This is a genomic window from Microbispora hainanensis, assembly GCF_006874475.1.
In the GTDB taxonomy this organism is placed as follows: domain Bacteria; phylum Actinomycetota; class Actinomycetes; order Streptosporangiales; family Streptosporangiaceae; genus Microbispora; species Microbispora hainanensis.
Genome location: NZ_VIRM01000092.1, coordinates 1 through 13192 on the forward strand (window position 1 = coordinate 1; position 13192 = coordinate 13192).

15 protein-coding genes are annotated in these 13192 nt (G+C 67.6%); 3 read left to right on the top strand and 12 right to left on the bottom strand.

Annotated features, from left to right (window positions below; translation table 11 throughout):
- Together FLX08_RS38855 and FLX08_RS42740 are read right to left on the bottom strand one after the other, a co-directional pair.
- Positions 1-1498: LysM peptidoglycan-binding domain-containing protein (locus FLX08_RS38855; RefSeq protein WP_142625263.1), on the bottom strand; the 1498-nt coding region annotated here is incomplete at its 3' end.
- Positions 1498-2082 carry a pilus assembly protein TadG-related protein gene (locus FLX08_RS42740; protein WP_142625264.1) on the bottom strand — a complete coding sequence of 195 codons (585 nt, stop codon included), beginning with the start codon at positions 2080-2082 and terminating at the stop codon, positions 1498-1500. The genes FLX08_RS42740 and FLX08_RS38855, both read right to left, overlap by 1 nt.
- Before the next feature lie 27 nt (positions 2083-2109).
- Here FLX08_RS42740 and FLX08_RS38865 point away from each other — a divergent pair, with 27 nt between their 5' ends.
- Genes FLX08_RS38865 through FLX08_RS38875 form a run of 3 tightly spaced genes read left to right on the top strand, consistent with a single transcriptional unit; the run spans position 2110 to position 5250 of the window.
- Positions 2110-3195: a tyrosine-type recombinase/integrase gene (locus tag FLX08_RS38865; RefSeq protein ID WP_142625265.1), complete on the top strand. Its 1086-nt coding sequence runs from the start codon at positions 2110-2112 to the stop codon at positions 3193-3195.
- Positions 3196-3199: 4 nt separating this feature from the next.
- Complete coding sequence (locus FLX08_RS38870) at positions 3200-3529, top strand: helix-turn-helix domain-containing protein (RefSeq protein WP_142625266.1); 330 nt, start codon at positions 3200-3202, stop codon at positions 3527-3529.
- The gene (locus FLX08_RS38875) at positions 3526-5250 is read left to right on the top strand and encodes a hypothetical protein (protein WP_208761956.1); all 1725 of its coding nucleotides are present in this window, start codon (positions 3526-3528) and stop codon (positions 5248-5250) included. Before FLX08_RS38870 ends, FLX08_RS38875 begins: the two co-directional genes overlap by 4 nt.
- A 391-nt stretch (positions 5251-5641) precedes the next feature.
- Here the strand turns inward: FLX08_RS38875 and FLX08_RS38885 are convergent, their stop codons facing one another.
- From FLX08_RS38885 to FLX08_RS38925, 10 genes are all read right to left on the bottom strand, one after another.
- Positions 5642-6127: a TadE/TadG family type IV pilus assembly protein gene (locus FLX08_RS38885; protein WP_142625267.1), complete on the bottom strand. Its 486-nt coding sequence runs from the start codon at positions 6125-6127 to the stop codon at positions 5642-5644.
- Positions 6124-6528, bottom strand: coding sequence for a TadE family protein (locus FLX08_RS38890; RefSeq protein ID WP_167530753.1), 405 nt, complete (start codon positions 6526-6528; stop codon positions 6124-6126). Before FLX08_RS38890 ends, FLX08_RS38885 begins: the two co-directional genes overlap by 4 nt.
- A complete protein-coding gene (locus tag FLX08_RS41060; RefSeq protein ID WP_167530754.1) occupies positions 6525-6737 on the bottom strand; it encodes a hypothetical protein in 213 nt (70 codons plus the stop codon). Before FLX08_RS41060 ends, FLX08_RS38890 begins: the two co-directional genes overlap by 4 nt.
- An 11-nt stretch (positions 6738-6748) precedes the next feature.
- On the bottom strand, positions 6749-7588 hold the full coding sequence (locus tag FLX08_RS38895; RefSeq protein WP_142625269.1) for a type II secretion system F family protein: 840 nt from the start codon (positions 7586-7588) through the stop codon (positions 6749-6751).
- Entirely contained in the window at positions 7585-8451 is an 867-nt protein-coding gene (locus FLX08_RS38900) for a type II secretion system F family protein (RefSeq protein WP_167530755.1), read from the bottom strand. Before FLX08_RS38900 ends, FLX08_RS38895 begins: the two co-directional genes overlap by 4 nt.
- A complete protein-coding gene (locus tag FLX08_RS38905; protein ID WP_142625271.1) occupies positions 8448-9851 on the bottom strand; it encodes a TadA family conjugal transfer-associated ATPase in 1404 nt (467 codons plus the stop codon). The genes FLX08_RS38900 and FLX08_RS38905 overlap by 4 nt, the downstream gene beginning before the upstream one ends.
- Positions 9848-10624: a ParA family protein gene (locus FLX08_RS38910; RefSeq protein WP_142625272.1), complete on the bottom strand. Its 777-nt coding sequence runs from the start codon at positions 10622-10624 to the stop codon at positions 9848-9850. Before FLX08_RS38910 ends, FLX08_RS38905 begins: the two co-directional genes overlap by 4 nt.
- Positions 10625-11311, bottom strand: coding sequence for an SAF domain-containing protein (locus FLX08_RS38915; protein ID WP_142625273.1), 687 nt, complete (start codon positions 11309-11311; stop codon positions 10625-10627). It lies immediately after the preceding gene.
- Positions 11312-11800, bottom strand: coding sequence for a hypothetical protein (locus FLX08_RS41065; RefSeq protein WP_208761957.1), 489 nt, complete (start codon positions 11798-11800; stop codon positions 11312-11314). It abuts the gene before it with no gap.
- Between the two features lie 275 nt (positions 11801-12075).
- Positions 12076-12345 (bottom strand): hypothetical protein, encoded by a 270-nt coding sequence (locus FLX08_RS38925; protein ID WP_142625275.1) that lies wholly within the window; start codon positions 12343-12345, stop codon positions 12076-12078.
- Positions 12346-13192: the final 847 nt, after the last annotated feature.

Below are 13192 nucleotides of genomic sequence, written 5' to 3' on the forward strand. Positions count from 1 at the left end.
CCAGGGGAGCGGAGACTCGGTCGAATACTTCGTCATCGACTTCGGCTATGAGGACGATGGTCGGTAGAACCTCTCCGGGATCCCGATCGCGCAGTTCCTCGATGTTGCTCGCCTCGCGTTCGAGCAGCATGCGCTTTCTCGTGAAGTACGTCTGCTCGAAGTGCTGAAGAGCGGCATCCGCTGTGGGCGTGACTACCAGGCCAGGCAGCGAGGCACCCATCGCGCCCAGCTCCTCGGCCGGAATCCCGGAGACGCTCTCCGCCAGCTCACTGCACACCACGACCTCAATTCGGAAGTTGCTCGACTGCCGGATCATGTCAACCATGAGGTAGCGGGCGACGTCCTGGGCGCCGTCCCCGATGAGGCTGAGCCCGGGACCGGTAAACGCGATCTCGACAGGAGAACCGTCGGCGCGCCTCCCGATGGGGAGCCTCTGCGGTACGTCGATCGAGTGCGCCTCGCGCAGGAGCTCGATATCAGAGGGAGGCTGCTCGCCGCGCTGGGTGAAACTGCGCACGTGAGCGCGGCGGACTTCGGCCACAGCAGGATCTGGCTTCGGCTCAGGCGTGACGACGACGGGATCGGATGCTTGCGGCGGGGTGTGACGCCGACGCCGACGTAGCCGCTTGGCCACGTATGCCGTGCTGATGCCCGCCGCATAGCCCAAGGCCACAAGAGAGCCTGACTCCAACTCGATGGCACTGCGGCCGTTCTGTTCCACAGAGCTGTGCACCGCCGACGGAGCGGACGGTGTCAGCTCATGCCCACCCTCCACGTGGGCAGCAGAGGGCTGAGGACCGGGCCTCGTCGGCTGGTGGCTCTCCAAAGGGCGGGACGCTTCGCGCTTAGGCTTCCTGGCTTGGTACGGGAGCCGAAGCTTCCAACCAGGATGGATGACCGACGGATCGGTGAATCTGTACCCGTCGGGCTGGGCGGAGCCGGCGTTAAGCGTCCAGATCCGTTTCCACTGTCGTGGGCCGCCCAGCTTGTCGTCGGCGATCTCCCACAGGCTGTCGCCCTGCTTCACCTGATAGACGGGCTCCTGTGCCGGAGACGGCTCGGCCGAGACGGCATCACCACCGAGAGCGTGCGATGGTGCCATGGTGACGACAGGCGGTGGAGTCGCCTCCGCCGCCATCGCCGCCGGCGCGGTGGCGACGAGCGAGGCGGAAGCCACGAGATAGGCAGCCAGACGCTGCAGCCCACCCAAACCCGGCAACCGAGGGACGAACCTGGCCCCGGTGAGTTGGGCACCGATCTCGCAGAGCACCGAGAGCGAGAACGCCGCCCACGCTCCCCAGGTGACGAGCTTCAGGACGGCGATGAACAGGGTGCCGTCATCCCGAGCGGTCAGCCTCTCACCGACCTCCTGAACGGTGGGGATGTGATCAGGGAATGGGGAGCCTGCGAGTCGGTAGAAGAGGATCGGGAAGCCGACGACGATGCAGGTGAGCGCGATCGTCGCGGCCAGTGCGCGTAGCAGGCGGGACAGCGTCATCAGTTCGGCCTTTCGACGCCGGAGACGAGGTCAGCGGTGGCGGTTGCAGTCATGGACACTGAGGGGAGACCGACCAAAGAGAGCAGCCACGTCCGTTTGGTGACCGTGACGCGCACCCGGATTGAGCCGGGGCCTGTGATCGCCGCGGTCCCGGGGCGGCCTGAAGCTCGGATGTATGCCTGAGCCGCCCGTGCGGCAGCGCTGCGATCGATCGTGAACTCTCGGCCCTCGTAGACGGCGCGGCGATCGATCTGCCCTGCTCCGGCCCGGGCCGCTTCCTCGGCGATGCCCACTGCTTCCCAGCCGGCCCGCAGCTTGGCGCCTCCGTCCACGGCCAGGCCGACGAAGAGCATGAGAACCACGATGAAGATGAGCGCGTACGGCGTGATCGACCCGCGTTCTGCCTCGGGAGCGAAGAAGAGGGTCCTCATGCTTCCCTTGTCGTCAGTGTCGTGGGTTCGCGATGAAACCCGGGATCGACGAAAGCGCTGATGGGCAGGTCGATGAAGGTTTCTGCAGGCCCGGCGCCTTTTTGACGTCTCATCAGAATTCCTGAAGCTTCTGCCGTATTGTCGAGGCAACATCGGGGGTCCTTGAAGCTGGAGTGAGCAATGGGACTTGCGGTGGTTCGCTCGATCGGCTCGTCTCGGCGGTTGGAGTCGGAGACGGACTTCAAGGCGTTCGAGCAGGAACTCGTCGACCAGTACGCACTGGCGCAGGCTGGAGCCGGCCTGACGGATCGGCATATCAGCGCAGACCGCGGCACGATCTTCGAGTTCCTGCGCTACATCAGTGCTCCGGTGTGGACCGCCGGCCCCGAGGACGCCGACCGCTACCTGGCCTACCTGAGGAAGGACCGCCGTCAGGCGGCCACAACTGTCCACGGCAAGGCGTTGACCATCGCCCAGTTCTTCGACTTCCTGATGACCCGGTATCAGGGCGACGTCCACACGCTGGCCGGCCATGTCCTTGTCCAGCCGATCGACGACTTCAACCGGCCGGCCAGATCCAAGTACGCCAGTCCACGCGTCCCGCCAAGCGAACAGGACGTGGAGACCTTGTTCTCCCGCTGGCGGGACTGGCTGCCCGAGGCTCGCAAGTATCTGCCGGCGGCGCGCGATTACCTTGCTGCATCGCTGTGGCGCCGGGCCGGGTTGCGGATCAACGAGACCGCGATGCTCGATATCCGAGACTGGCGGCCCGACTACGGAGAGCTGGGCAAACTCCATGTCCGGCATGGCAAGGGAGCGCGTGGCCGCGGACCGAAAACGCGTCTGGTGCCCGCGATCGACTCGGTAGGGCCGCTGCTGACGTGGTGGCTGGCCGACGTGCGGCACCAGTTCGGCGACGATTACCTGGACCCAGATGCGCCGCTGCTGCCCAGCGAACGCCGAGATCCCGGCACCGGCCGGTGCCGGCGGGTCCAGCCGAACGCGCTGCGCACCGGCCTGGCCGATGCGGTGCGCCGCTGGCTGCCGGACTGGCAGGGCCGGCTCACCCCACACGGACTGCGGCACTTTTGCGCGTCGTCGTTGTATGGGCGGGGGGTTGACTTGAAGGCCATTCAGGACCTGCTCGGACATGAGTGGCTGTCGACCACGACCGGTTACATCCACGTGCACGACGACCACATCGAACGGGCCTGGAAGAGCGCCAACCAGCGGGTCGCGGCCCGGCTGAACCGACAAGGAAGGTGATCCGATGCGCTGGAACATGCGGCTGAAGGCCGCCGAGCGCGGGATTTGGAAGTCCACCGACATGCGCCGTCTGCTGGCCGAGGCCGGGCTGGAGATCAGCGCCGGGAAGATGTCGGCGTTGTGGACCACCACGCCCACCACTATCCGGCTGGACGACCTGGATGTGATCTGCGCAGTTCTGGGCTGCTCCCCGGCTGACCTACTGATCTGCGAGCCCGAGGTGGTCGCCGCCCGCCGTCCCCGCATCATGGAGGAGGCCGCTGCCGCCGACACCGGCACGCCTCCGGCGGTAGCTCCGCGCTTGGGACGCAACAGATCGGTGCCGCCGGCATGAGCGCCGGCCGCGGGCACCAGCGTCGGTGCACGACCTGCGGCATCCGCGCGGTGGCCTTCCCGCAGCCCCACATCACCGTCTGTTTCACCTGCTGGCCGGGTGGGCCGGTAGCGCCGCCCCCCTGCCTGCGGTGCGGCTCCCGATTCGAGTATTTCGTCGCCGGCTTGTGTCACCGCTGTCACCGCGATGGCCACCCCGGCGTCGACTCCTGTCGTAACTGTCTGGCCTGGGGCGCCACCCGCACGCACAAGTGGCTGTGCCTGGGCTGTAACTCCTGGTGCCGCAAGTACACGATCAGCGACGACTGCAGCGTCTGCGGCCGTCAGTCCGTCCTGGATCACAGCCGCGTCTGCCGGTTGTGCCGGAAACAGGGGGCGTTGTGGCGGCAGCCGCGCGAGAAGCTCGACCTGGTCGCCGCCAACCGGCACGGTCAGCAACTTTTCCTGGCCGATATGTTCGTCCGGCGTGACAAGACCCAGCCGCAGCATCCGCCCGTCGAGCATCCACCGCCACCGTTGCGGGCCATGGCCTGCCATCAGCTGACCCTGTTCGAAGCCCGTCGGGATCTCAGCCAGCGCGGGCACCGGCTGGGCGGGCTGGCCGAACGCGCCGACCCCGCCATGTTCGCGCTGCTGGAACCGATCATCGGACAGCACGCCGCCGCTCGTGGCTGGAACCACCACCTCATCTGGCGGGTTCGCCTCGGCGTTCAGATCATGCTTGGCTTCCAAGACACCCCGGGCAGCACCATCACCGCCAGCGACGCGGCCGCCCTGACCGGCACCGAAGTGCCCGTGGTCCACGTCCTGGAGGTCTTCGAGCATGCGGGGCTGCTCGACGACGATCGCATTTCGGCCGTCCAGGCACGGCTGGACCGCAAACTCGCCGAACTGCCCCAGCCGATGGCCGGCGAAGTCCAGCAGTGGGCCACCATCATGCTCAACGGAAGCACGATCCCGCCGCGGCGGCTGCCCCGTTCCCCCATCACCGTCGGCCTGCAGCTCGGATGGATGCTGCCCGCCCTCCACCGCTGGGCCGAACAGGGACACACCTCGCTGCGAGAGATCAGCCGCACCGACGTCGAAGCCGTACTGCCCTCCTCCGGCAACCCCCGCGCGCTGATGGGCCAAGGACTCAAATCGCTGTTCCGCGTCCTGAAAGGCGCAAAGATCACCTTCACCGATCCAGCCCGCTGGGTGCCCACCGGACACACCCAGCCCAAACAACCACTGCCCCTGGATCCCGCGGCCATCCGCGACGCCCTGGACTCCCCCGACATCGCCCAAGCCCTCATCATCGCCCTCGTCGCCTTCCACGGCCTGCGCAACGGCCAGCTGCGCGATCTTCACCTCACCGACATCCATGACGGCTACCTGCACATCGGCGACCGCACCGTGCCCCTCGCCGCCCCCGTCCGCACCCGACTCAGCGCCTACTTGGACCTGCGCAACAAGACCTGGCCCGAGACCGCCAACCCCCACCTGTTCGTCAACTACCGGACCGCCTACCAGTTCGGCCCCGTCGGGCATCGCTGGGTCAAACTCAAGGTCGACATTCCCGGCGGCGTCCAAGCCCTGCGCGAAGACCGCATCCTCCATGAGGCTCACGCCACCGGAGGAGACGTCCGTCAGATCTGCGACCTGTTCGGGCTTAGCGTTCAAGCCGCCACCCGCTATACCGCCACCCTCGACCATCCCGCTCTGATCGCAGCCGACCCCTGATGCCTCCCATGGCTCAGGCATCATGAAGAAGTGACGCACTGGTTCCGCGCCTACTAGGACGAAGAGGACACCTGGTTCTACTTCGAGGTCGACGCTGAAGGCTGGGTAACCCGACAGGTCGAGCTTCGCGGGCCCGACAACACACCCATCGCTGCGGCATCTCTGGCCGAGTGGCAAGAGGCCCAAAGCGCGGGACACCTCAACGAATACGAGGCGACCTACGGCCTGACCGCCGAGACCCCGATCCAGGAGTGGGACGGATACGATCCCCATCCCCTGACATTGACCGAGTTCGAGAACGTCTGGCACCGCGCACGCCGCCACCTCCAACCCACACGCTGAGACGCGACTACCCCACCTCGGGCGCGTTCCGGTTCGGCAACCCACACACCTACACATGGCCAGGCCCCACGTCGGCAGTCCAGTTCACCACCGAAGCGCCTTCAGAATTCGCGAACCCGAGAGTTCTCCCCCGGTACGGATCAAGTGGGCTTGTGAAGGTGGCGCGGCGCGTGACGCTGCCTGGCAGACCGGGAAAGACGACATCATCCAGTGGTACGGAGCACGAGACCGTCGCGGCCACGTTCGCGGGGCTTCCGACCGGCCGGCTGAACCCCGAGGTGCTCACGCGCACGCTTACCGAGACGCATCGGACACCCTGGCTGCTCAACGACTCGCGGGCGCTCGCCTCGGCTCTTCTGTCGGCCTCGGCGGCGGATCGGGCGATGGACGCCTGGCGGGCGGCGTCGCGCGCTGCTGCCTCTACCGCTGCGGTTGCGACCGTGATCCTCCCTCCGGCGACTCCGAGGAGGATGACCAGGAAGATGGCTGTGATGGCGAGCATCGCCTCCACCGTGGCGCTGCCGCGGTCGTTCATGACGCTCGCCCTGGTGTGGTGAATCGTTCGACAGCTCCGGCGGCCTCCTCCGAGACCTGGATCGACGGCAGGAACGGGACGAGGGAGAGCGCCTGCCCCTGAACCGTCACTCGTACGGTCGTTGCATCTCCACGGCTGCTGGAACTGATGGAGTGCAGGAACCCGCCGGCTGTCCGCTCGGCGTAACTTCTGGCAACGCTGGCGCCGGCCGTACGGGCACCGCCGTCGGCACGCGCGGCCCGTACGCCTTGCTGAGCGGCGGCAAGCGCGACCGACTGCGCGAAGAACAGCAGGCAGAGCTGCATGCAGACGAGAATCGTGAGCATGACGGCAGGCAGAGCGATCATCACTTCCGCGGCGATCGATCCCTTATCGGCCTTGCGTCTCACAATGCGGGTCACAGGTTGATCGAGTTGGCCTTGGAGATGATCTTTGCGGTGACGATGCCCATGACGGTGAGCGCCACCAGTACGAGTGCAGCAATGATGATCATCGCCTCGGCGGACATCGCCCCCCTGTCGGGATTCCGGTGGACCCGTTCGAGCCGGTCCAGCAGGAGCCTCTTGAGGGCGAGCCAGCAGGCGGCCTCCGGCGGCAGGAGAGGGGACATGCGGCATCTCCTCAGCTCATGATTCGGTAGACGGCGGGAAAGCACACGAGCGCCAGGAACCCGAACACCGAGATGCCAATGGCGATGGGCATCTCGCTGGTCCGGCTGTTGGCACGGGCGCGGGCCTCGGCCAGCGCGGTGGTGCGCATGGACTGCGCCTTGGCCAGGAGGGTGGACAGCACTTGGGCGCCTTCCGAGCCCGCGTCCTCGGCGATGTCGGCGAGCTCGGTCAGCTCCGGAATACGCACTTCTTCGCCCAGGAGGGCGAGGCCACGCCAGGGCTGTTCACCGGCTCGTTTCGCATGCTCCAGGACTTGGGCGATGCGGCGGAACACCCAGCCCGTGCACACCTCGGCCGGCGCTTGGAGCGCCTGGGGTGGCCCGGCGCCGGCGGATCGCTCCAGCGCGACCATGTCGAGGTACGTCGCCAGGGCGGCGCGGAACTCGTGCCGGCGCTCCCGGGCCTGGCTTCGGGCGGCGTAGTCAGGGACCAGGACGAACAGGGCCCCGCACAGTACGCCTGCGCCGGTCGGCACCGCCCAAGGCAGGGAGATGCCCGCGACCGCGCACAGCACGGTCAGCGGGAGAGGCAGCACCAGGCCGAACAGCAGGAAGGCGACGCGCTGGAGAGTGAAGCGCTCGACGCTGATGCCGAGAAGCGCCAGGTCCTCGCGCGGAACGGGGAGGCGTGACAGCCGCACGGTGAGCCGGCCGCGAGGGCCGGGACGGCGGGCACCGTCTAGTCTCGCGAGCGCGTCGTTCAGGCGGGGAGGTCCGGGAGCCAACTCGGACACGACGATGACCAGGCCCAGGCCGATCATCGCCCCCGCGGTCACGGCCGGAACGTTCATTGCTGCTTCCCGGGGTCCGTGAGAAAGCGGTGGCCGACAGCGGAGCTGCCGAGGCGATGCAGCCACCACAGCGCCACGCCGTACAGGCCTGCCACCATGGCCAGGACGACCTGTCCGACCGGTGTGCCGAAGGGTGCGACGTAGGACCGCTGTGTGATCGCGATAGCCGTGAACGCGACGAGGATGCCGATGATCCAGCGCACGGTCGTACGGTGCTCGGCTCGCGCGGCTTCGACCTCCCGACGGTCGCTCACGTCCTTCGCGACGAGCTGGGCGAGCTGGTGCAGCAGCGCGCTGGCGCCCTTGCCCCGTCGCCGGGCCACCAGGATGAGAGCGGCTGCGATGCGGTCTCCGACCGGATCGTTCAGCTCGTCGGCGAACAGCCGCAGCGCCTGCTCCGTCGGCATCTGGGCGACGCGGAGCCGACGGGCAAGAGAGGAGACCGGCCCGGTGATGGCGGGCGGGACGTTGCGGGCGGCGCTCTGCTCCAACGCCTGTTCCAGAGCTCGGCCGGCCACCAGCAGATCGGCCAGGCGTCGGGTCCACAGCTCCAGCGCTTCGAGCTTTCGAATCTGCTGAGCGGCGGTGCGGCCTGACACCACCTTCGGCAAGGCGAGTACGGCTACCGCCGTGGCGCATGCGGCGACGGGCCATCCGGTCAGGCCGAGAACGGCGACCGCGGCGACGAAGGAAATCACGACGAGCCGCCGTCGAGCGATCAGTGCTCTCCGGATCGCCAGCCAGCGGGAAGGCGGTCGTACCGGCTCATCAGGCCCCCGTCCGATGAGACCGATGACGATGCAGATTGCTCCGCCCAGGACAGTCGATGTGCCGAGGCCGGCCAGCAGGGCAGGCGTGTTCAACGCACCTCCCACATGGCGGCGTACGGGTCGAGGAGCGTCGGATCGAAGCCCACGGCCTTCAGCTGGGGAAGGCACTGAGGCGTGATGTCCGGCATCGCCCGGCCACCTGGTCCCTTGGGGCTGTAGACGCGGTTACGGCTGGGCAGCTCGCTGTCAGCCGGAGGCATCACCTCGAGGACCTCGGAAACGAAGCGTGTGTTGGTCGCGGGATCCATTCGCAGGTGGACGACCAGGTCGATGGTCTCCCCCGTGTTCAGGTGAATGACGTCAGGGGGAGTCTGGGCACCGACTCCACGCGTCCAGAGCATGACGATCCGGTTGAAGATCTCCTCGGTCCCGTCCGCGTGGATCGTGCACATCGAGCCCGGGTGGCCGGTGTTCATCGCCTCGAACATCGGGATGATCTCGTCGGCCCGCACCTCGCCGACGATGATCCGCTTGATGTTCTTGCGCAGGGAGTGCGGGATCAGGTCGTTGAGTGTGACGGCTCCGGCGCCTTCGGAGTTGGATTGCCGCACCTGGAAGGCGATCACGTTCTCGTGGCGGTGACGCAGTTTGTGCAGGAACAGCTCGTAGTCCGACTCCAGCGTGGCGAGCCGCTCCGCCGGGTCGATCGCCGAGGCCAGCGCGCGCAGCATCGTGGTCTTTCCCGCTGCCGTACCGCCGGTAATGACGATGTTCAGCCGGGCCAGCACGGCCGCGCGAAGGAAGCCGTACAGGCTGCGGTTGACGGTGCCGAGCCGGAGCAGGTCGTCGAGCGTGACGTCGACCAGACGGTGACAGCGGATGCTCGCACACGGCCTGCTGGTGACGGCCATGGTGGCGCTGAGCCGTACGCCCACGCCGCCCTCCCCGTCTCCGGGCCGGAGCGCCGTGTTGAGCAGCGGACTCGCGGCCGAGAACTCGCGTGGGTTGTAGCTCTTGTGGAGCGCCCACATCTGGATCATCTTGATCAGCTCGTCATCGCTGGCTGCGACCGCCGGGCCGCGCTCGCAGGTGCCGTCGCTGTAGGTGATCCAGACCTCGTCGCATCCGTTGATGTCGATGCTCTCGACCCTGCTGTCATTGACGTACGGCGTGAGCACGCCGAGCTCGAACCGTTCGTCCAGGACGGCCTGCACGAGTCGGCGCTGGGTCGCGAAGCTCACGGCGACGCCATCTGACAGCCGCTCATGGGACCAGCGCTGCACCGCTGACTGGATCGCCTGCCGGGCAGCCTCACGATCCTCGCTGTCCTTGAGGTCGTCGGCGATCGAGGCGGTGATGTCGAGCGCGGCTTCCCGGAATGCCTTGTCGTCGAGTTCCTCCGCCGGAGCTGGCGTACGGGGAATCAGACCGGGGTCGGCGGGGCCGGTGATGGGACGCGGAGGCCAGACGTCGCCCGGCGGCCAGCTGCTCATCGCGCCGCCATCCCTTCAGCTGGCTGTGCTCCGGCGAGGTACTGGCGCATCGCATTTGAAAGGAACGACGCCCCACGCATCAACGGCGCCCGACGGAAGGAGCGCTGTGCCCGTTTGCCGTCCGAGAACACCGCAGCTGACCTCGGATCGTGCGGGATCCCCGCGATGACGGGCAAGCCGAACAGCGCGTCGCTGATCTCCCTGGCGGTGTAATCGCCTTCGCCGACCAGGCACAGAGCGACCGGCACCTTCGCGCCCACATAGCGGCCGAGCGCGTCCAGCCTGGGGCGGGCGTCCGCGACCTGGCGCAGGGAGGGGCGCAACAGCATCAGGGCCAGGTCCGACGCTGCGATCAGTTGCATGGGCGTGTCCGGCCCGCCGATCTGGCCCACGTCCAGCACGACGTCCACGACTCCCTCGCCAGCCGAGGTGATCGCCGCCGCGATCGCGTCCCACGCTGTTTCGAGCTGCGCCACGTGCCGTGGGTCTCTCGTTCCGGGGAGCAGGAGCCACTCGCGGGCATCCTGGTCGAGAGAGACGACGTACTTCCACAGGACGGCTGGATCGGGCTGGTGGGCGATGGCCAGGGCGAACTCCAACAGGCCGCCGGGCAGCCCCTCCATCCGGCCACCGAGGAATCCTTGGAGAACGCTGCCGCCTTTGGGATCGCACTCGGCGAGCAGGGTCCGGCCTCCCCAGGCGTAGGTGACGGCAAGAGCGGTCGTGGTCACGCCTGGGGATCCGCCCGGGCTCATCAGCGCGTAGGTCGCCATTCACCTGCTCCGCGGGTTGAGGACCAGGGCGACCTGGCCACTGGCCGCCAGACTGGCGAGCTGGGCGCCTTGCGAGTTGCTCACGATGAGGTCGACGACCATGAGACCGTCGACGTCCGGCCCCTTCACCTGGTCGACCACCGCATCGATGACGGTACGGGCGGTCGGTCTGGAAGCGGGGATGGCCTGGTTCTCCGGGGTGGCGAGGACGAGAATGGCGTCCCCGGGCTGTAGTCCGCGGGCCGGCAGTCGGCTCGGCTTCACCGCGACGGGCACGAGTTGCTGGCCCACGACGGGGACGACCTGGTCGGTGAGCAGCCTGGGCTGCACGAGCATGCCCGCTACGAGATCCGTCACGGCTCGTTTGCCGATCACCCTGGGCAGATCGCGGGCGGAAATCGTCGATACGAGGTTGTCCACGCCCACCGTGGTCGTCGTGACGTCGTTCGCCGTCAACTGCCGGCCAGGGGCCACATCGCGTGTCATCACGAGGACCGGCACCCGGTTGCTCAAGCCTGTGATCGTCTGATAGCTGACCACGCCGCCGCCGGCCACCACGAGCACGCCGAGGAGCAGCAGCCCTCGGCGGCGTTGGCGCGGCTGCGGCGTAAGCTTCGGCACCTGCACCGGAGGGGCGACGCCGTTCTCGGCGTGCTGAGGTGGAGCGGGCATGGGTTTGCGGACCATTCAGGAGCTCCTCTTGATCAATGCCTGGCCTTCGGCGATCCGCAGCGGAAAGGTCGTGGACGTCGTCATCGGCGCCAAAGGTCCGCCGGCACCATCGGAGCCGGTCCACGCGGCCGTCCAGACGACGGAGACGGTCACCTGGTAGTGCGCGCCCGGCAGACCGGCGCTGGAGCGGGTGAAGAGGTACGAGCAGGCGCTTCTCTGATCGTCCGCGGACGGGTCGTACGGGGTGCCGGGCCCCTTGCACGTCACTGTGGTCTGTCCCGCGCCCGGACGGATGACCATGGTCGTCGGCGTCGCCGTAACCTCGGCCCACACCGGCCCGGATGTCGCTCGCTTGCTGATCGAGCGCCACTGGCTTCGCTCTACCCAGAAGAAGTGCGGCAGGCCGACCAGCCCGTCCTTGCCGCGCGGTGGCGCCGTCGCGATCCGCGGCGCAGGCGGCTTGACCTGGCCGAGCGCCTGTTGCAGGAGCATCTCTGGCGTCACGGCAGGTGCCGCCGGATCTCCAGGCGTTACGCCCTCGAAGACGTTCCGCTGGCCGTCAGGTCCGTGGTCGCACTGCAGGTAGGTGGCACCGTTCGCGCCGCCGATGGTGTGGCAGTTGACTAGCCCGCCGCCACCGCTACCGCCACTTCTGTGGGACCGGGCTTGGTGCCCGGCTTCATGACTGCTGTAAGCGACCCAGCCGCTGCCCCAGGGGAAGGCTCCGTGGTCGTCCGTGGGGACACCCGGCCCCAAGGCTGTGGCTACGAGGAGCGGGGTCAGGACGAGGGTGGCGTGCACGCCGCCTCCCTGATGCTCAACCCGACGAGGCGCCACCGCCCATCGGAAGACTGCTCCAAGTCCGCCCTGATGTTCGCCGTCGAGTTGGCCTTGATGGTGCCGGGGATGAGCTGGTGGGTGCGGCGATCGGCCATGCCAGCCTGGGATGTGTCCTGGCAGTCGATGACCTCGGCACGCTTCCCGCCGACGCGCACCTCCTTCACCCGCGGAGTCACCTCGCCGTACGGCTCCCGCCCCTGCTCATTCATCTGGCGGATCCCCGCAACAAGGTGATCAAGGTATGAGCCACTGACGTATCGCTTGAGCAGAGCCCGAGCCTCCTCTGGCGAGGATCTGCCAGCGGCGGTGAGTGTGTTCCAGTACTCGCTGTAGGCCGAGACAATCACGTCATGCGTCAGTCGTGGAGTTGGTTTCGCCGGAGAAAGTGTCGAGGTGGCTGGCGCTGGAGGCTGGGGCGGTAAGGAAGACGGACGCCCTGTTTCGCATGCAGTCAGGAGGGCCAGAAGACAGACGGCCGCTGCTGATCGGGGAGCGGTCATCCGACTAATCCGCAGCCTGGAATCACAATTCCTCATTACTCTCAGCCTTCACTAGGTTGCGTTACGTAGCGTAAGCAGGTGGCAAAGGCGGGACAAGTGAGGAACCAGAGCGCTTCCGGCTGTGATTCCAACTCGGATGCTTCCGCTGCTTCCCGGTTATGAAGATCTAGTTGTCGAATCCTGATCGAACCGCCAGCCGAGCTCCCACGCAGGTGTTACACCCCTTGGCCGCCCCTGGTGGCCGCCACCGGCGTCCAGCGGAAGGCTGCGGCGGTAGGCCACGAAGTTGCGACCCATGGCCGCCCCGGAGGGCGACCGCTACACAACAGATCGGGCAGCGGCAGCGCCGAGGAGGCGCGGTTGCGACCCACGGCCGCCTCGGAGGAGGACCGCCACTCTTGAGGCTGCCCGGACGAGACTTGGGATTAGCCAGTTGCGACCCACGGCCGCCCCGGAGGGCGACCGCCACCTTCACCCCGGGCAGCATCGGGTCGGTGGCCTTGTTGTTGCGACCCACGGCCGCCCCGGAGGGCGACCGCCACCAGTCCAGAGGGTG